The sequence below is a fragment of the Sphingomonas sp. PP-CC-3A-396 genome (assembly GCF_004343105.1).
GTDB lineage: Bacteria > Pseudomonadota > Alphaproteobacteria > Sphingomonadales > Sphingomonadaceae > Sphingomonas.
On the sequence record NZ_SLYF01000002.1, the window covers coordinates 322,617 to 341,851 of the forward strand.

The 19,235-nt window shown below is 63.9% G+C and carries 17 protein-coding genes; 9 read left to right on the top strand and 8 right to left on the bottom strand.

Features of this window, described 5'->3' with window-relative positions:
• Positions 1–260 precede the first annotated feature (260 nt).
• Positions 261–1,406 carry a GGDEF domain-containing protein gene (locus C8J40_RS05190; protein ID WP_132896087.1) on the top strand — a complete coding sequence of 382 codons (1,146 nt, stop codon included), beginning with the start codon at positions 261–263 and terminating at the stop codon, positions 1,404–1,406.
• Between the two features lie 88 nt (positions 1,407–1,494).
• Here C8J40_RS05190 and C8J40_RS05195 read toward each other — a convergent pair whose 3' ends face one another.
• From C8J40_RS05195 to C8J40_RS05205, 3 genes are all read right to left on the bottom strand, one after another.
• A complete protein-coding gene (locus tag C8J40_RS05195; protein ID WP_132896088.1) occupies positions 1,495–2,124 on the bottom strand; it encodes a hypothetical protein in 630 nt (209 codons plus the stop codon).
• Between the two features lie 145 nt (positions 2,125–2,269).
• Positions 2,270–3,856, bottom strand: coding sequence for a hypothetical protein (locus C8J40_RS05200; protein WP_132896089.1), 1,587 nt, complete (start codon positions 3,854–3,856; stop codon positions 2,270–2,272).
• Entirely contained in the window at positions 3,853–4,143 is a 291-nt protein-coding gene (locus C8J40_RS05205; RefSeq protein ID WP_132896090.1) for a hypothetical protein, read from the bottom strand. The genes C8J40_RS05200 and C8J40_RS05205 overlap by 4 nt, the downstream gene beginning before the upstream one ends.
• Before the next feature lie 276 nt (positions 4,144–4,419).
• Here C8J40_RS05205 and uvrA point away from each other — a divergent pair, with 276 nt between their 5' ends.
• Positions 4,420–7,317, top strand: a complete 2,898-nt coding sequence (gene uvrA, locus C8J40_RS05210) for an excinuclease ABC subunit UvrA (RefSeq protein WP_132896091.1) — start codon at positions 4,420–4,422, stop codon at positions 7,315–7,317.
• A 12-nt stretch (positions 7,318–7,329) separates the two neighbouring features.
• Here the strand turns inward: uvrA and C8J40_RS05215 are convergent, their stop codons facing one another.
• The 3 genes from C8J40_RS05215 to C8J40_RS05225 all read right to left on the bottom strand — a co-directional run bounded on the left by C8J40_RS05215 (position 7,330) and on the right by C8J40_RS05225 (position 10,116).
• Positions 7,330–8,496, bottom strand: a complete 1,167-nt coding sequence (locus C8J40_RS05215; protein WP_165911368.1) for a deaminase — start codon at positions 8,494–8,496, stop codon at positions 7,330–7,332.
• Between the two features lie 116 nt (positions 8,497–8,612).
• A protein-coding gene (locus tag C8J40_RS05220; RefSeq protein ID WP_132896266.1) for an IS3 family transposase occupies positions 8,613–9,778 on the bottom strand; the annotation gives its coding sequence in 2 pieces (ribosomal slippage) (positions 8,613–9,526 and positions 9,526–9,778; 1,167 coding nt in all).
• A gap of 29 nt (positions 9,779–9,807) precedes the next feature.
• Positions 9,808–10,116 (bottom strand): hypothetical protein, encoded by a 309-nt coding sequence (locus C8J40_RS05225; protein ID WP_132896093.1) that lies wholly within the window; start codon positions 10,114–10,116, stop codon positions 9,808–9,810.
• A gap of 409 nt (positions 10,117–10,525) precedes the next feature.
• On the opposite strand from C8J40_RS05225, the gene C8J40_RS05230 reads away from it, so the two are divergent.
• From C8J40_RS05230 to C8J40_RS05260, 7 genes are all read left to right on the top strand, one after another.
• A complete protein-coding gene (locus C8J40_RS05230; protein ID WP_132896094.1) occupies positions 10,526–10,855 on the top strand; it encodes a hypothetical protein in 330 nt (109 codons plus the stop codon).
• Positions 10,856–11,406: 551 nt separating this feature from the next.
• The gene (locus tag C8J40_RS05235; protein WP_132896095.1) at positions 11,407–11,649 is read left to right on the top strand and encodes a hypothetical protein; all 243 of its coding nucleotides are present in this window, start codon (positions 11,407–11,409) and stop codon (positions 11,647–11,649) included.
• The gene (locus C8J40_RS05240; protein WP_132896096.1) at positions 11,646–13,127 is read left to right on the top strand and encodes a hypothetical protein; all 1,482 of its coding nucleotides are present in this window, start codon (positions 11,646–11,648) and stop codon (positions 13,125–13,127) included. Before C8J40_RS05235 ends, C8J40_RS05240 begins: the two co-directional genes overlap by 4 nt.
• Positions 13,087–13,530 (top strand): DUF3597 domain-containing protein, encoded by a 444-nt coding sequence (locus C8J40_RS05245; RefSeq protein ID WP_132896097.1) that lies wholly within the window; start codon positions 13,087–13,089, stop codon positions 13,528–13,530. The genes C8J40_RS05240 and C8J40_RS05245 overlap by 41 nt, the downstream gene beginning before the upstream one ends.
• A 77-nt stretch (positions 13,531–13,607) precedes the next feature.
• Complete coding sequence (locus C8J40_RS05250; protein WP_156362209.1) at positions 13,608–14,021, top strand: glycine zipper 2TM domain-containing protein; 414 nt, start codon at positions 13,608–13,610, stop codon at positions 14,019–14,021.
• A gap of 278 nt (positions 14,022–14,299) precedes the next feature.
• Positions 14,300–14,512 (top strand): cold-shock protein, encoded by a 213-nt coding sequence (locus tag C8J40_RS05255; RefSeq protein WP_031394996.1) that lies wholly within the window; start codon positions 14,300–14,302, stop codon positions 14,510–14,512.
• Positions 14,513–14,617: 105 nt separating this feature from the next.
• Positions 14,618–14,848: a hypothetical protein gene (locus C8J40_RS05260; RefSeq protein WP_056060610.1), complete on the top strand. Its 231-nt coding sequence runs from the start codon at positions 14,618–14,620 to the stop codon at positions 14,846–14,848.
• Positions 14,849–15,230: 382 nt separating this feature from the next.
• Here the strand turns inward: C8J40_RS05260 and C8J40_RS05265 are convergent, their stop codons facing one another.
• Positions 15,231–16,205 (bottom strand): cell wall hydrolase, encoded by a 975-nt coding sequence (locus tag C8J40_RS05265; protein WP_132896098.1) that lies wholly within the window; start codon positions 16,203–16,205, stop codon positions 15,231–15,233.
• 201 nt (positions 16,206–16,406) lie between these two features.
• A complete protein-coding gene (locus C8J40_RS05270) occupies positions 16,407–19,232 on the bottom strand; it encodes a pitrilysin family protein (RefSeq protein ID WP_132896099.1) in 2,826 nt (941 codons plus the stop codon).
• Positions 19,233–19,235 lie beyond the last annotated feature (3 nt).

Sequence of the window (19,235 nt, forward strand, 5' to 3'; positions counted from 1 at the left end):
CATGACCTGGTCCGCGACCATGGGTCCCGGCGTTCGCCGGGATGACGGGGGAGGAAAGCGCGGCGAAAGCGGAGGGCGTATGCCTGACGAGGCGCGTCGCGCTAACGACCTCTCGCCCAAGCCATACCGCGCGCGCACCCCGCGCACCCCCCGGACACTCCAACCCCCAATCTCTAAACGTCCGCCGCTCCACCCAACTCAAACGAATCCTTAGCAAAGCCAGCCTATTAGCCGCCTAACGAACGAACAAGCAGGTGTCCGTGGCGCTCGATCTCACTACCCTTTACGTGGTTGCCGCGCTTGGCATGCTGGTGGCGGGGTTCGTCCACCTCGTGCCGGTGGTGACGGGGCGGTTCGGCACATGGGCGCTGCTATGGGGCGCAGGCCATCTCGTCGTCGGGTTCGGCACGATGATGGCGGTGCTGAACGACAGTATCGGCATCGCCTGGGCGCCGAATACCGGTAATCCCGCCGCGGTGATCGGGTATGCGCTGATCGCCGGCGCCGTGCTCCGGTTCGCTCGGCCCGAGGCTCGCCTGACGCCGCTTTTGGGAATTGCCGCCATTTTGGCCGTACCATTGGTGTTCAGTGACGATCCCGCACATTTTCACCTCCGCGTCGCCTATCTCAGCGTCGTTCGCGCGAGCTTCGACGTGGTCGTCGTCATTGCTGCATTCCACCTGGCGCGGCGTGAATCACTCCAGACCGGCTGGATCGTGGCGGCTCTGTTCGCGATCACCGTGCCGCTCTTTCTCGGTCGCGCCTGGCTCGCCTATCACGATCGGATCGGCACGCAACTGACCGGCATGCACGACGGTCTCGCTGCTTGGCTCGCCGCAGGCCAAATCGCCTTCATCATCTTCCGCACCTTCTCGCTGCTGATCCTGCAAGCAGAGCGCGGCCAGACCGCCCTGCGCGACCAGATGGAGCGCGATCAGCTTACCGGTGCACTCAATCGCGCAGGCCTCGACCGCGTTAGCCGGACATTTGACCCGCAGACACCGCTCGCAGTCATGATGTTGGATATCGATCGGTTTAAAGCATTGAACGATACGCTGGGCCATGCCGCAGGCGACGCGGCGTTGTGCACGTTGGCAGACATTGCGAGGGCGGCGCTCGGTCGGAACGGTCATCTGGTTCGATGGGGTGGCGACGAGTTCGTCTGCCTGCTGCCCGATACCGCTGTCGATCAGGCCATCACGCTGGGCGATGCCATCGCCGCGGAGTTTGCCTTGGCTATGCAACGTGATGCACCGGCGGCGGGTTTGATAGGTGTCAGTATCGGCACCGTCGACGGCGTCTGGGCTGGCCAGATTGCCGACCTGATCTCACGCGCCGACGCCGCAATGTATCGTGCCAAACGCGCGCATCCTCGCACATCGATCAGGTATGAGAAGGCCGCCTGAGGATACTGCGGCCTGACTAAGCCGCAGTCTGATTGTGACGACGCCGGCAATAATGGGCCGCAATATTCGGCCGCCGGATGGGCTCCGGTCAGCCGGAATAGGGCGGTTCCTTGTCCGGCTTGGTGCCTGCTCGGCTTGCGAACCCGGCAAATAGCCGTTCGAGTCCACCGGCCACGCTGTCGAGGACCTTTGCCATCTCAGGCGACATAGCAGGGGCATCGCTGCGGGGCGGTTCGGGGGTGTCGCCTGCGAACGGGCCGGATCCTGCATTTAATTCGGCTACTGCAGGCTCCGGGTCCGGCGAACCTTGCTTGACGGTATCAGCATGGCCCGATCCCTGCCCGGGAGAAGACTTGTCAGCATGAGATGCAGCGACGTCGTCGGTCGCCCCAGTTGCGTGTGCGGCGGAAGCGGGGGCGGGGGGCGAGGATTCAGCCCGGGACGGCGATCCGCCTCCACATGCCTGGTCCGACTCTGGCGAAGCAGGCCGCTCTCCCGTCGATCGCGTACCCTTGCTGGCGATCGCCGCGGCCGCCGCCATGAGCCCAGCGGCGAGGACCTGACGCCCGGCGCCCTTTGCCAGCACGCCCATCACGATATCACGTCCTACCGGGCTAGCCATGCTTTCGATCAGCGTATTTCCCGTCTTTCGAAGGTCCTTCGGGATCTTCACGCCGCCGATCCGCTTGGGAATCCTGGCTGTCTTCGTCTTTGCCATATCAGTCTCTCGCGCTGTGTCTGATATAGATAAGACACCGGACCTATAGTGCAACACACACACACACATACGCCCAGCGGATCGGCTCCGTCGATGCTTCCGTAATTGCAGTCGCAGCGCGTTGATTCGCAGATCCGATTGAGCGTTACGATCCGAACACGCTGAACGGGACGCCGACGAACAGGCCAAGCGTGAAATCGTCATCGCGGCCACCGGTGCCGTCGCGACGGTTCAGATATACACCGCGTACGCCGCCGCGCAGCTTGCCGGTGCCGTCGCCGACGAAATACACGGGCACGTCCAGCGAAAAGGCCTTGGACTTCAGATCGACGCTGACCTGCGGCGCGATCGCCAGCGTCGCAAACTGTCCGACCGCTGCGCCAAAGCCATGCCGCGCTTCGACTGCGACGATCGCCTTGTCCTTCCGCACCGGGGCGCCGTCCGCGTTCGTCAGGCATTGCGTTTGTGGTGTCGTGATCGGCTGGCAGAGCGTCACCGGATCGTTTTCGGCATAGCGGCGGCCATAGGTGAAGGACCCGGTCAGCGCCGATTGGCCCATCTTTTCCGGTGCCGTGTCGTTCGGATCTCGTGGTTCCGTCTGAGGCCCCGGACCGAAGATGACGCCGCCGAATATCGTCGTCTTGAATCCCAGTTTGGACTGGTTGCGAACGCCGAAGCTCGTACGGTCGAGATAGGTATAATCGGTCTGGCTCGCTGCTGCTTGCAGGCCGTAAAAATAGACTTCGCGCGGCAGGACCGTCCGGATCAGCGAACGCAGGCCGGCCGGATTATAGCGGGACACGAACATCGATACGCCGGTCGGGAAAGCATAGGGATTGCAAAGCGCGTCCGCCGGTAAGTCACCTGAATTCGCATCGAGGCAGTTCGACTGTGCCGCTAGAACTTCGGGCTTACCTACGCCGTTCAGTACGGCTTTGGTAGAATAATGGATGTAGGATAGGCCAATCTCGGTGCCGCCGGAGAACCCGTCTAGACCCAGGATCTTGGCTTCATGCGATGAATCGAGATCGCTCGATACCGTCATCGTCAAGTGATCGACGGACAGGTGATCGTCAGTCGGTTGGCTACTGACATCAAAAGTCCAGGCGAGGCTCGCGACCTTGTCGTCGCCGGATGCGATGAATTGCAGGTCGGGCGCTCGACTGGATTTGAGAAAACGGTCGTTGGGACCGTTCGCGGGTCCTGCGGCGATCGCGTCGACGGCCAAGCGGGTATTATCAACGCGGTGCTCAACCGGCATGTTTTCGGTTGGTGAAAGTCCTGTTTGCCCGTTTTTCGGGCTATCATGATCGTCCGCCGCTTGATCGGCCACTGTATCGGCGGGCGCCTCCGCCGCCGGCATTGCGCCAACTGCTAGCGTCTTGACGACCGCGCCAGCCGTCGAACCGGCCGGTATCGCGATACGATAGCTGGCGAGCGTCTGCAGATAGGCCAACGCAGCCTCTGCGGCCCGCGCGGCACGATTGGCCGCCCGCGCTGTCTGCTCCGCGGCCGCAATCACGCGCTGATAGGCGACCTTGGTCATAATGGTATGGGCGTTCGCCAACGGGGGCACAGTCTGGCCGGGTAGCGTCGACGCAGCAGATGAGGTGGCAGGCGCCGGACTGACTGGCGCTGGGGAGGACTGGCCCGCAGCGGGATCCACGGTCCCGATCACGCCGATCGCCAGCGCGAACGCACGGAGCACGTGCGTCGCGGCAGGCGGGGTCAACTGACCTCAACCAGGAAGGCGTCATACCCCTTGGCCAGCGGGGGCGGAATCGTCGATGCGTCCCGGATGTAGATCGCTACCCCGTCGCGCAGCACCTCGACCTTCATCGTGCCACCGGCCTCGCCGAGCATCACCCATTCAAGCAGCTTCTTCCGGTCTGGAAACGCTTTGAACACGCCTTTGCCGCCGCTCATTGCGACCGGCTTGCCATCGAAGGCGAAGCCATAGGCGGCGATGTCGTGACGATCCGACACGGCGACTTCCAGGATTATGCGCAGGTCTTCCATGACGTTCCCCTGTAGGGCCGAACGGGCGAGGACCGCGCCGAATGTGCGGTGGGTCGAGGGTCGGCCGGTAAAATACACGCGGCACGCTACGAACTGGACGCCCTGTGGAGCGTTGACCTGTGAATACCCTATCCACCGCCAATCACAGCGGCGAGATAGGTCCGTTTCGGGGATTTGGCATCGAACGCGAACCGACGTGGTGCGCTGGCGGAATCCCGTTGCCGTTCCTATCTCCCGCACTGGCATCCGGCCAAGAACAGAAGTAGAACTCACCTTATGCTGACCAAGATTTCCGTACGCGGCGCGCGCGAGCACAACCTCAAGGACGTCGACATCGACATCCCCCGCGACACGCTCACGGTGATCACCGGCCTCTCGGGCTCGGGCAAGTCGAGCCTCGCGTTCGACACGATCTACGCCGAGGGCCAGCGCCGCTACGTCGAGAGCCTGTCCGCCTATGCCCGCCAGTTCCTCGAACTGATGCAGAAGCCCGACGTCGACCACATCGAGGGCCTCTCGCCCGCAATCTCGATCGAGCAGAAGACCACGTCGCGCAACCCGCGCTCGACGGTCGCCACCGTCACCGAGATCTACGATTACATGCGCCTGCTCTGGGCGCGCGTCGGCATCCCGTATTCCCCCGCCACCGGCGAGCCCATTGCGGCGCAGACCGTCAGCCAGATGGTCGACCGAGTCATGGCGCTCCCCGAGGGCACCCGCCTGTACCTGCTCGCCCCCGTCGTGCGCGGTCGCAAGGGTGAGTACCGCAAGGAACTCGCCGAGTGGCAGAAGGCCGGCTTCGCGCGCGTCCGCATCGATGGCACGATCCACGACATCGACGAAGCCCCCGCGCTCGACAAGAAGTACAAGCACGACATCGAAGTCGTCGTCGACCGCTTGGTAGTCGGCGGCGAGATCGCCACGCGCCTCGCCGAGAGTTTCGAAACCGCGCTGAAACTCGCCGACGGCCTCGCCTATGTCGACCCCGCCGACCCGGTCGAGCCGCACACCCCCAAGTCCGAGATCCTCGGCAACAACGCCCCCGACGGCCGCATCGTGTTCAGCGAAAAGTTCGCCTGCCCGGTCAGCGGCTTCACCATCTCCGAGATCGAGCCGCGCCTGTTCTCGTTCAACGCCCCGCAGGGCGCGTGCCCGGCCTGCGACGGCCTCGGCGAGAAGCTGCTGTTCGACGAAGACCTCGTCGTCCCCAACCACATGCTCAGCATCAAGAAGGGCGCGGTCGTTCCCTGGGCGAAATCCAACCCGCCGAGCCCGTATTACATGCAGGTCCTCGGCAGCCTCGCGCGCGAGTTCAAGTTCGACATCGAGACGCCCTGGTCCGACCTCCCGCCGGAGGTCCAGAGCACCATCCTGCACGGCTCGAAGGGCAAGCCCGTCACGCTCACCTTCATCGACGGCAAGAAGAAATACGACGTCAGCAAGCCGTTCGAGGGCGTCATCGGCAACCTCAACCGCCGCATGCTCCAGACCGACTCCGCCTGGATGCGCGAGGAGCTGAGCAAGTACCAGTCCGCCGCCCCCTGCGAAGTCTGCGGCGGCGCGCGCCTGAAACCCGAAGCGCTCGCGGTCAAGATCGCGATGAAGGACATCTCCTACGCCACGCATCTCTCGGTGGTCGACGCGCTCCAGTTCTTCACCGACATGCCGCAGCACCTCGGCGACCAGCAGAATGCGATCGCCGAACGCATCCTGAAAGAGATCGTCGAGCGCCTCGGCTTCCTCAACAATGTCGGCCTCGACTACCTCAACCTCGACCGCACCTCTGGGACCCTAAGCGGCGGCGAAAGCCAGCGCATCCGCCTAGCGTCGCAGATCGGCAGCGGCTTGTCGGGCGTGCTCTACGTCCTCGACGAGCCCTCGATCGGCCTGCACCAGCGCGACAACGACATGCTCCTCAAGACGCTCCGCCGTCTGCGCGATCTCGGCAACACCGTGCTCGTCGTCGAGCATGACGAGGACGCGATCCGCACCGCCGACTACATCATCGACATGGGCCCCGGCGCCGGCGTCCGCGGCGGCCAGGTCGTCGCGCAGGGCACGCTGAAGCAGATCCTCAAGTCGAAGGGCAGCATCACCGCCGACTATCTCAACGGCACGCGCGAAGTCCCCGTGCCCGCGACGCGGCGGAAGGGCAACGGCAAGAAGCTCACCGTCCACAACGCGGTCGCCAACAACCTGCGCGGCGTCACCGCCAGCCTGCCGCTCGGCACCTTCACCTGCATCACCGGCGTCTCCGGCTCGGGCAAGTCGAGCTTCACGATCGACACGCTCTACGCCGCCGCCGCCCGCGAGCTGAACGGCGCGCGCATCGTCCAGGGCAAGCACGACAAGATCACCGGCCTCCAGTATCTCGACAAGGTCATCGACATCGACCAGTCGCCGATCGGCCGCACCCCGCGCAGCAACCCCGCCACCTACACCGGCAGCTTCACGCAGATCCGCGACTGGTTCGCCGGCCTGCCGGAATCGCAGGCGCGCGGCTACAAGCCCGGCCGCTTCAGCTTCAACGTCAAGGGCGGCCGCTGCGAGGCGTGCCAGGGCGACGGCGTGCTCAAGATCGAGATGCACTTCCTACCCGACGTCTACGTCACCTGCGACGTCTGCCACGGCGCGCGCTACAATCGCGAGACGCTCGAGGTGAAGTTCAAGGGCCACTCGATCGCCGACGTGCTCGACATGACGGTCGAGGACGCCGCCGAGTTCTTCAAGGCGGTCCCCCCGATCCGCGACAAGATGGCGATGCTGGTCGAGGTCGGCCTCGGCTACGTCAAGGTCGGCCAGCAGGCGACGACGCTCTCGGGCGGCGAAGCGCAACGCGTCAAGCTCGCCAAGGAACTCTCGCGCCGCGCCACCGGCAACACGCTGTATATCCTCGACGAACCCACCACCGGGCTCCATTTCGAGGACGTGCGGAAATTGTTGGAAGTCCTCCACGCGCTGGTCGAGCAAGGCAACACGGTCGTCGTGATCGAACACAATCTCGACGTCATCAAGACCGCCGACTGGGTGCTCGACCTGGGCCCGGAAGGCGGCGTCAAGGGCGGCGAGATCGTCGCCGAAGGCACGCCGGAGAAGGTGGCGAAAGCCAAGGGTAGCTTTACTGGGAAGTATCTTGCGCCGTTGCTGGAGAAGCGAATAGTTAATGTTAGTTAAATAATTCGGTAACTAATCCTGGTCTTCATTGGGAAGGAGGCTCTGTTGTGTTCCGGACATGACTTTGTTGAAAGCCTTTTTAAATTCGGCTGATGCAGTGATCTCTAGTGGCCGATAATATGGAAAAAAGCTCAGAAAAGTTGGTACGGCTTGCAGTGGGTTCCATGATATAGCCGTGCCGTCGTCATTTTTTCTTTTGGATGTCTTGCGAAAGGCAATTCTAAATCCGTTTGGCGTTACACCTTTTAAAGTTTCAAACGTTACTTTGTTCGGTTGTAGACCTTGATCGATTGCAACGGAGTCAGAAAATAACTCATCAACTAAACTTTTAGCATATGGTTGAACATAAACAACACGCTTAATTCCTGATGCAATTACGAGTTTTGTGCATAGGTGGCACGGCATCGTTGTGCAGTAAAGCGTTGTGTCTTGGGTAATTTTGCGAGTTCTTGCTGCATCGGTGATCGCGTTCATTTCTGCATGTACCATTCGGCCGTACTCAATAACGTCGCTTATCATCGAACCGCGAAGTGGCGCACCTTTCGCCTCAAGGGCTTGGAAGGAAAGTCTTTCCGGCGAAAGCTTTTGATATTTGTCGATCAGCCATGTTTTTTGCAGGCGCACAAGAGCATCTCGCGCCATGTCTTGCTTAACCTGCTGATTTGAATCCTGTCCGATGGCATAGTCACGATGGTCACATTCCGAGTCATGCCAGTATGTTCCTCCACCGGCTTTTGGAACTTCGTTGCATCCAAGGGCTACTACCTCGCACTCATCTGTAAAAATGGCCGCGCCAACCTGCCGTGATAGGTCCAGAGATCTGTAGGACGCGGCATTTGCAAAATAACTGCAATATTCATCTTTCGACGGGGATATAAAAGGATGCCCGAAGTAGATATCTATCAGCCGTTCTGCAGATCTGGTTAATGTTGATAGGTCCGTACAGTCTAGAACAAAATCAGCGTGCTGGTAGCATTCCATCACTCGCTGGCCGCTTGGCATATCTTTTTCGTTTTCGTCGATTGACATGATCTTGAGCGCCATAGACTCAAGCTCTGTTTTGTTTGTTCCCCGATTAGTCTTTAAAAGCCTTTTAACAAGATAGTCTTTTCGATTATCTTTGGAGGAATAGCATGAAATGAACATTGCATTTCTGCCAAATACCTCCTTGAAGGTCATTATTTCTTCGGGTCGTTCTATTTGACGAAATATATGAGCTACTTGTTCTGGTATCTCATCATCGGCTTCTCGGCTTTGGTGGAGCTTTAGATGTTCTATGACGTGACCCCCGTCTTTCATCCAGCGGCAACCAGAGACCGGCCATTATTATCGCGCAGGAGCGCGGACGAAGCAACGGGCGGGTTTAAACCCGCCCGTTGCTTTTCGAGTTCGGCGGCAAAGGCCGTCGGTGTGGCGTAGCCGAGCGAGGAGTGCGGCCGCTGGGTGTTGTAGTCGTCTACCCAGCGCGCGAGAATCGCCCGCGCCTGGCGGACCGTGAAGAACAGCGTCTCGTTGAGCAGTTCGTCGCGCATGCGACCGTTGAAGCTTTCGACGAACCCGTTCTGCGTCGGCTTGCCCGGCGCGATATAGTGCCACTCGACGCCGACATCTCCAGACCACGCGAGCACCGCGTTCGAGGTGAGCTCTGTCCCGTTGTCGCTGACGATCATTTTGGGCGCGCCGCGCTCGGCGATCAGATCGGCGAGTTCGCGCACCACCCGCTTGCCCGAGATCGACGTGTCGAGCACCGCTCGCAAACACTCGCGCGTCACGTCGTCGACGATATTGAGGATGCGAAACCGCCGACCGGTTGCCATCTGATCGTGCACGAAGTCCAGGCTCCAGCGCTGGTTGGGCAGCGCCAGCACCGGTGCGGGTGCCCGCGCGCCGACGGCGCGCTTTCGTCCCTTCCGGCGACGCACCGTCAGCCCTTCCTCGCGGTAGAGCCGCTGGGTCTTCTTGCGGTTGATCGTGATGCCGTCCCGGCGCAGCAGGATGTGTAACCGCCGATAGCCGAACCGCCGGCGCTGCTGCGCCAGCTCGCGCAATCGCGACCGCAGGTCGCCATCATCTGATCGGCACGAGCGATACCGCATGCTTTTGCGATCCGCCCCGACGACAGCACACGCCCGCCGCTCGCTCATCCCCAGCGCCGCCTGGAGATGCGCGACCGCTTCCCGCTTCGCGGCGGGCGTCACCATTTTTTTGACAGCAGGTCCTTCAGACCTGCGTTGTCGAGCATCGTGTCCGCCAACAGCCGCTTGAGCCGGCCGTTCTCCTCCTCAAGCGCCCGGAGCCGCTTCGCATCGGACACCTCCAGGCCGCCAAACTTAGCCTTCCAGGCGTAGTAGGTCGCGCTCGACATCCCGTGCCGTCGGCACAGATCCGTCACCACCGCGCCAGCCTCGGCCTCTTTCAGGATGCCGATGATCTGCTCTTCCGAAAACTGCTTCCGCTTCATCTGTCCGTCCCTTCTTCCGGGGTCGGACTCTAGCTCCAACTGGAGGAAAAAACGGGGGTCACGTCATCTATTCCATACAAGGCCAATATGTCATTGCGGCCTGCATCTTTGCATAAACTATCGCCGGCTTTGATAAGCTTGTCGTATCTGTCGTATTCATCTTCATATTTTACTTCGTACTTTGCACCAAGTTGAGAAAATATTGAAGTAAGCCGTATATTATTTGCTTTGTAGTCAACTCTTTCGAGCGCTCTAGACAGTGTCAATTCCACGGCATCAAGGTTGATACCGATAGGCGCTATTAACCCAAAGAAAACTTCTCTTCGTTCATCCGCCATCTGAAACTCGCCCTGATATTTCTTTCGTCCGAACGCAACAGAGCTAGGGGAAGGAGTCAAGGTGTGGCAGGTTAGAAGGGTAATGATCAGGATAGACTCGATGACCGATAAAAAGGACAATAGCTCATGGTTGGTCGCCTCGCTGAGCCACGCGGAGAACCGGCATCAAAGCCTCCCGGTATCGATTCGGTCGAGATCGCTTTCAGCGTCAAACCCAAAGACTAGGGTTCAGTCCGTTGGGACCGATCGAAGTTAAGTTTGATGCATCTCCTGCGGTTTCCAGGGCAAGTAGGAGGCTAAGGGACAGCATGCCGATCGCATCGGTAACGGACGCATCTCGGTCGCCACCGCAAAGCGGAACCCCTGCCACCGACCGTCCGTTTCCGAGGCTGCATCAAAGGACATTCCCATGACCAAGCCTCACCCGCACAAGCCCGCCCCCAGGTCCAAGCCAAACGCCAAGATGTTCGGCATCAACGCGCTGTCGATCGGGGCCGCGGCGATCGGTCTCGGGGGTGCGTTGCTGGCGGTGTTCCTGCGGTCGAAGGCCAGCCCCGCCGAGCATGCCGCGCCCGATCTCGCGCTCGACAAGCCCCGCCCGGGTGCGACCGATCGCGCGCCGGACGCCTTCCGCCCCGATCCCACCGCGGTCCCCACCAAGGCCGAGCGCGAGTCGCTCCGCCCCGCCACCGGCCCGGCCCCGTCGTTCGCTGCGGATCGCGGTTCGACGCTCGGCTAAGGCGCCTTCCTGATCCTCCCCCGCAAGGGGGAGGTGGCTGGCGCTTGCCAGACGGAGGGGGAGGGGGCGACCACGTAGGTTTCGTGTTCCTCCCCCTCCGTCACCTCCGGTGCCACCTCCCCCCTGCGGGGAGGATAAGAACGGCCCAACGGTCGAAGCTGATCCCGACGCCACCACCCCCGCTCCGTCACCCCGGACTGGTTCCGGGGTCCACGGTCCCCCGAACGCGATAGCGGCTGTGTGCGGGACGGTGGATACTGGAACAAGGCTCTCCTGAGGAAAGCCGAAGGGTCCGGTATGACGGGGGAGGGGGCTTCGCCACGCGCCGTGGCACGCCAAGTCCGCGTTGCCGACCCCAGCCGTCCCCCCTCCGTCATCCTGACGAAAGTCAGGACCCAGAGCCAAAAGCGCCGCGCCCCGTAACCCTGGGTCCTGACTTTCGTCAGGATGACGATGGGGGGCATTAGGACGAGCACCCACGCCCCGAAACCGCTGTCCTACACACCCCGATCCGGCATACCTGATCGGTCCTCTCGCAACGAGGATCGACCATGGCAAACGCACCCACCCCGGCCGACCCGCCCCCATGCTACATCGCAACGCGCGCCACGCCCGCCCCCCGACCACGCTACGAACCCCCAATCCCCGACCACCTCCCAGACGCGGTCCGCCACGTCATGGCCTGGCAAGCGCATGTCGACGCCGGCCGCATCGGCACCCGCATCCCCGTATCGCCCGAGATCGCCGCCAACCGCGACCGCTGGACCGCGCTCGCCCGGACCATGCGCAAGTGACCGCCGCTCTCCAGGAGCCCGGCATCGATCAAGCCACCGAGCAACCCGCCGACCCCGAAGCCCCCTCGCAAACCGCCCCCGCCGCGCAAACCGATCACGCCCCGCGCGCCTACATCCCAGCCACCCCGACCCGCTACACCCAGCGCAGCGACGGCTGGACCCCGGATCGCCAGCGCGGCTTCCTCGAACGCATCGCCGAGGGCGCCACCGTCGACGAAGCCAGCGCCAGCGTCGGCCTCTCGCCCGGTGCCGCCTACACGCTGCGTCGCCGCGCGGCAGGCGCAGCGTTCGCGCTCGGCTGGGACGCCGCCAAGCTGGTCGCGCGGCCGATCGTCGCCGAGACGCTGTTCCTCCGCGCTATCGCCGGCCAGACCGAGCGCGTCACCAGGCCCGACGGCGAAGTGATCGAGCGCCACCGCTACGACAACCGCCTCGCCATGTCCTTGCTCAACCGGCTCGATCGCCACGCCGACGCCACCGAGACCGCCAACGCCGCCACCCGGATGATCGCCGCCGAATTCGACGCCTTTCTCGACATCATCGCGCGCGACGCCGGCCCCGCCCGCGCCGGCCTGTTCCTCGGCGAACGTCTCGATGCCGACGCCATACAGGCGGGGGCGGGAGCGGGCCCAGCAACGGGAGCAGCGCCGAGCGCAGCCGAAGCGGCGATGGCGCCGATCCTCGCACTCGCCCGCGCCGACCGCTGGCTGCGCAGCGCCGCCGGCGTGGCCTCCGGGATCGACGTCACCGATCTCGATCCCGCCGCGCGTGGCGACTGGACCGCCGCGCAATGGTCGCGCGCCGAAGCCGCCGGGCTGCTGCAACTGGCGCCGGACCCCGCGCCCGAACCGGCACCCGATCCGGTGCTCGATCCGGACCTGAAGCCCGCTGTCGAAAGCGCGCCAGCGTCTGCACTTCCTGTACTTCACTTTGACCAGGATGGTCGCGACGGTGATCATCCGGTCTGGTTCGACTCCATTTCGCAGGGCTGGCGGACCTGTTTTCCGCCGCCGGATCCGTATTTCAACACCGAAGACGGCCTGTTCGGCGAAGACACGTACAGCCGCGAGTGTTCGGACGAAGAGGCGATCATTCTCGACGCGCCACGCGACCGCGAGATCGCCGAGCGGACGATCACCGAGGGCGTCGACCGCGATACATGGTTCGTCGCCTATGCGATCGACGGCGGCCTCGTCGACGAAGCGGGCGCCGAGGCGGCCGGCGCCACCTATGCGGATCGCATCGCCGCGTTGGCGGCGAGTTTCGATCCTCTCGGCTGCGACGAACCGGTCGCACCGAGGCCCGGCGCGCGCGAGGGTCTCGATCCCGGCCAGCCGCAGCGCCCGGACGTTCCGTCGCCCCCGGTCGCGGCGCCTGCACCCAAATCCTCCACCGGGCGTTCTCCCGCCGTCAGACTCTTATACGACAGGGATCCCCATGAGCATCTTCAGCAAGATCAAGTCCGCCATCTTCGGTGAGCACGGCCCGCTCGGCAGCGGCCATTTCGGCACGCCCAAGGCCGACGCACCAGCGCCCGCGCCGCAGACCACCGCAGCCCAGCCCGCACCGACGCCAACGCCCGCCGCGCCGACTCCGCAGGCTGCTCCCGCCGCGCCCGCACAGGCTGTCGACGTCGAGGCCGTCCTCTCGGGCATCGCCTCGAAGAAGGGTTCGGACCTCAACTGGCGCACCTCGATCGTCGACCTGATGAAGCTGCTCGATCTCGATTCGAGCCTCGACAACCGCAAGGAGCTCGCCACCGAGCTCGGCTATACCGGTGCGAAGGACGGCAGCGCCGAAATGAACATGTGGCTGATCAAGGCCGTGATGCGCGAGCTGGAAAAGAACGGCGGCACCGTGCCCGCCAATCTCAAGGATTGACGGTGTTTCGGCGCCGGCAACCAAACCCCGGCGCCGATCATTACGCCTTCAGTATCAACCCACTGAAAGGACACGAAATGCGCGTTGCGATGCTGGGCCTGTTGGCCGCCTCTACCATGGTTGCCGGCTGCGTCGGCGACGGAGGCAGCCGCTACGGCGTCGACCCGCGCTATCGTTCCTACGACTATAACCGGGTCGATCCCGCCTACGGCGGCTACGATGCTGGTCGCTATTACCGCGACGATGCACGCTATCGCGAGCGCCGCCTGTCGCGCAACGACCGCGTCTATCGCGGCAATGACGGCCGCTATTATTGCCGCCGCAACGACGGCACCACCGGCCTGATCGTCGGCGGAGTCGCGGGCGGCGTGCTCGGCAACGTCATCGCTCCCGGTGGCTCGGGCCTGCTCGGCACCGTTCTCGGTGCTGCCGGCGGTGCGCTCGCCGGACGTGCGGTGGATCGCTCCAGCAACGACACCCGCTGCCGTTAAATCCCTCGACCGGCGCCGAAATATCGGCGCCGGTCGTTCTAAATTCTCGCCGTTGATGGCGGTGCGTGCAAAAATATTATGTGCGGTAATCGACGCAGTTCTTGACCCATTTTACCGGCAAGATTTGCAATTCGGGCGGTCTTGGCCCATATAGCGCTCAGCTACAGTCGCATATCGACGGTTCTTGGCGCTTTGCGGCACCTTTCTCCTTCTTTCCCTGCTCCGCGGCACGGGTCGCCCGAACGTCGGGTTACTCTCTACTAAGAAGGAGCCACTTCATGGCTATCACCGGAACCGTCAAGTTTTTCAACGCCGACAAGGGCTATGGCTTCATCGCGCCGGATGGCGGCGGCAACGATGCATTCGTGCACATCACCGCGGTTGAGCGCGCCGGCATGCCGACGCTGAACCAGAACCAGCGCGTCACCTACGAGCTCGAGCCCGACAAGCGTGGCAAGCAGTCGGCCGTGAACCTCCAGCCAGCCGATTGATCTCGCTGGCGGGTTACGGTCCGCCAACCTGATCTCGGTTGCGATGCGGCGGCCATAACGGTCGCCGCATCACCCCTTTGAAATTTCCCGCAGGAGCGCACCAGCATGGCCGATAATCCAGAATTTTACCGGGCCCGCGCTGATGAAGAGCGTCGCAACGGCGATGCCGCCCTCCTCGACAACGTCCGCGATCGCTGCCGCCGCGCCGAAAAGGCTTGGGACGACATGGCGTCGCGCGCCGAGCGTACCCAAATCCTCCGCGCTGCGCGCGAAGCTGCCCCTCCCGGTGGGGAACGCATGATGATCGGTACGCCATCGATGGTCCCCGCTGAGTAAGCGCGTACGGATCTCGGTTGGGCTAGATAGAACCCGGGTGCAGCGATGCGCTCGGGTTTTACTTTGGTGGCCCAGAAGTAAAGAGCTGAAGGCAGAATGGGTTCGCGCAGAGGCGCAGAGAGCGCGGATGTTCCCAGCCGAACCGGAGGTTCTCAAAACTCTGGTAAAACCAGCTCCATCGCCCCGAGCGAACCACCTCAGCGTCCTTCGTGCCTCCGCGCGAACCAATCTTCTGTCAGACTGAGCGGCACTGCGGTGACCACCGGAAGCTGAACGAGCATTCTCCCTATCTCAACAGGGGGAGGAGCGCCCGCAGCGAAGCTCGGCAGCAAGGTTGAGGGCCGTTCAGAACGTCCTAGTCAGGTGAAGATCGACGCCGCCGCTATTTTAGCGGCTTACCGGAGTCTTTCCACCGGTCGAGGATTTGCGATTCAGGTGGCAGCATGTCAGCGGCAACGGCGGCAGTCGTCTTGGTGTAGGCGGGCTTGGCGTCCGCAATCACCACCGGTGCAGACGATGCCGAGACCGCAACTGCCGCCGCCGTTGCCGCGGCGATCATTTGCGGCGTCGGCGTCAAGGGGGAAACCGGCTGCACCATCATGTGCGGTCCCGGGAGCGGTTCGCCACCGGCATAGCGCTGGGTGAACGCCGCCGAAGTGCCCCAATACCCCTTCCAGCGATGGAAGAAATGCGCGCCGACCACGTCGGTCATCACCATGCTGCGGTTCCATGCCGGCGTCACCGCATAGGTATGGTAATGCGTTGCGAGCCCGACCGGCGCGTAGACATAGCCCGCGAGCGCCATGCCCGCCGCGCGCGCCGCGCGTAGCCACGCCGCCCGCGCCGGGATACGCGCCATCGCCCCGTCGCAGGCGAAGCTGAACTGGCAGCCGGCATGCTCGGAGCCTTGGTACACCACGCCGCATACCGTCCCTGGAAAGGCAGGATGGCGCGCGCGGTTGAGGATGACCTGCGCCACCGCCTGCTGCCCTGAATCGGGTTCGGAGGCGGCTTCGTAGTAGATTGCGGCGGTCAGGCACTGGATCGCGCGGTCGCGGTCGATCGCCGACGCGCCCGCCATCGAGAAGGGCCGCGCCGGGACCACGCCGGCATCGAGCGCTGCCCCGGCTGGAATCGGCAAGGCGGGCAGGTCGATCGTGCCGGTGACACCGCTCGCAGGTGCCGCGATTTCCTGATCGGGGGAGGGGGCCGAGACCGATGCGGGCGTCGCCGTGGCGACCATCGCCCGGTCCCGCGCGGCATTCCGGGCAGAGATCCCGCGCAGCGCGGCGTGCGCAGACATGCCGGCGCCGATCACCAGCACCGTGGCGACCATCGCCAACCAGATGCGATGCATCGCCCGAACCGTCTGCACCCGAACGCGCACCGTGCCACCTCGAAATCTGTTCACGGGGGAAATGCCCCGACGAGCATGAAGATTCCGTGTAACCGATATCGCGCGCAGGATCGCGCATCGATTCAGTCCGTCCCACCGCGGGACGATCGCCCCAATCGGTGGCGGGATGCTACACGAGGCGGTGCGTTCAGGCCGAGATCGTCAGCGCAAGGTTGCGGTATCGAGTTTCAAGGCCGCCTCGGGGATCACCTCAACGTTCGGATAGGCCTTGCGCAAGGGTTCGATGAACTGCTTGGCGTCGCCGACCACGACGATGCTGGCCGCCTTCGGGTCGAGCAACGCGACCGCAGCGGCCTGCACCGCCGCCGGATCGACCGCACCGACCGCGCCGGTGTAGCGTTGCAGTTCGCCCAGCGGCACGCCGTTCTGGACATACGCCCCGAGGATCCCGGCAACCCCCGACGTCGTCTCGATTCCGCGCCCGAAATTGCCGTTCAGCACCGCCTTGCGCGTGTCGAGTTCAGCGGCAGGGACGGGCGCAGACCCCATCCGCGTCATCTCCGCGGCGATCAGCGTCACCACTTCGGCGGCGGTCGGGTTCTTGGTCTGCGTCCGCGCCGCGACCGTGCCCTGCGTCTTGCCCGCATCGAGCCCGCTGCCTGCGCCATAGGCCAGCCCGCGCTTGATCCGGATCTCCTGATTCAACCGCGACGAGAAGCCCCCGCCGAGCACCGTGTTGCCGACCGCCAGAGGATAATAGCGCGGATCGTTCCGCGCGATTGCCGGCCGCGCCACCACGACGCCCGCCTGACCCGCTTCGGGCATGTCGACGACGATCACGCGAGGCTTCGGGTAGGTGACCTGGGGCGCCGCGGCCGCCACGACGCTGCCCGACGTCCACCCGCCGAACTGTGCCTCGGCAAGCGTCTTCGCCTGCGCCGCGGTGACGTCGCCGACCATGATCAGCGTCGCCTGACCCGGCTGGAAACTCCGCGCATACGCCGCGGTAATGTCGTCTCGCGTAATCGCCTTGAGCGACAATGGCGTGCCTCCGTTCGGTGCGCCATAAGGCGACGCGCCGAGGACCGCGCGATCCGCAACGAGCCCGGCAACCTGCGCCGGATCCTTCAACGCCAGCGTTACCGCGTCGATCTGTTGCGTCCGCGCACGCTCGATCTCCTCGGACGCAAACGCCGGGTTGATCGCGACATCCGCGAGGATCGCCATCGCCGGTGCGAGCTGGTCCGACTTCACCGTCACGTCGACCGCCGCGCCATCGCTGCCAGCCGAACTGCCGATCGAGCCGCCAAGCCCCTCGACCGCCCGCGCGATCTGCGTTGCCGAGCGCGTCTTCGTGCCCTTGGTGAGCAACTCCGCCGACAGACTGCTGACCCCTGCGCGGTTCGCCGGATCGGTCGCCGCGCCGCCCGCGGTCACCAGATAGGCGGTGACGATCGGCAGGTCGTGCCGCTCGACCGTCACCAGCCGCATGCCGTTCCTAAGCCGCGTCTCCACCGGCTGCGGGATCGTCGGCGATATTGGTGCGCTAGGTGCTGGCGGCCGGACGCGCTGGCCTTCGGACGCAGGCGTCACGATCTCGATATTCGCAGGCGCCTTCAGGTCGGCAACCTGCACGGTCGGCGCTACCGCGATCGTATCGGTAACGCCGGCCGCGGGCTTGGCGGCAAGCGGCATGTAGCGGATCGTCGCCGACTGGGTGTCGCCCAGGTACTTCCGCGCCACGCGCTGGATATCCGCCGCCGTTACCCGCGCAATCGCTGCAAGTTGCTTGTCCGCTGCTTGCGGATCACCGTCGACCAGCACCGCGGACGCCAGCGTGCTCGCCTTGCCCTCGGCGGTCTCGCGCGACTGGATCGACTGGGTCAGGATCTCGTTCTTCGCCTCGGCCAGTTCGGCGGCAGTCACCGGGGTATCGCGGAACCGCGCGATCTCGCGCTTCAACGCGGTTTCGCCCGCCTCGACCGTCTTGCCGCCCGCAAGGATGGCGTAGACGACCATGTTGCCGGTCGCCTGCTTGGTATCGAGGAACGCCTCGGCCGACTGCGCGAGCTGGTCGCGGTACACGACGCTCTCGTACAGCCGCGAACTTTCGCCCGTTGCCAGCACCGCCTTCAGGACCATCAGCGCGGGAATGTCGGCGTCGCGATCCGGCGGCAGGTGATAGCTGACCAGCACCGCGGGCAACGGCGTGTTCGGCTCGTACACGGTCCGCGTGACGGCCTTGGTCCGCGCGGGCTCCGCCACCGTTACGCGCGGGATCGCCGCGGTCGGCTTCTTGATGCCCGCGAAATACTGGTCGACCCAGCCGTTAAGCTGCGCCCGATCGAAATTGCCGGACACGACGAGGATAGCGTTGTCGGGTCGATAATAGGTCGCATGAAACGCGCGGACGTCGTCGATCCCGGCCGCTTCCAAATTCTCGAGGCTTCCGATCCCCGGTCGCGCATAGGGATGAACCTGATAGGCGAGCTCGGGATAATAGATCGAGAACAGCTTGCCGTAGGGCTGCGCGAGCGTCCGCTGGCGCAGTTCCTCCTTCACCACGTCACGCTCCGAGGCGAAGCTTTTGGGCTCGACGACGAGGCTCGCCATCCGGTCGGCTTCCGCGAACAGCAGCCGTTGGAGGTGGTTGGCCGGGATCACCTCGTAATAATTGGTATAGTCGTCGTTGGTCGACGCGTTGTTGTAGCCGCCGACATCCTCGGTCAGCCGGTCCATCTGTTCCGACACGAGGTTGCGCGTCGACTTGAACATCAGGTGTTCGAACATGTGCGCAAAGCCGGATTTGCCCTTGGGGTCGTCCTTCGAGCCGACATCGTACCAGACCTGCACCGACACGTTCGGTGTGCCCGTGTCACGGATCGCATAGACGCGCAGGCCATTCGGCAAGGTGCGCTCGGTATAGGCGATCGGCTTTACGGAGACCTGCGAAGGCGCGGCCTGCGCCACCGCCGCTACGGGGAAACATGCTGCGGACAGCAGCAACGCGGAGCGGAGGAGGCGCATCGG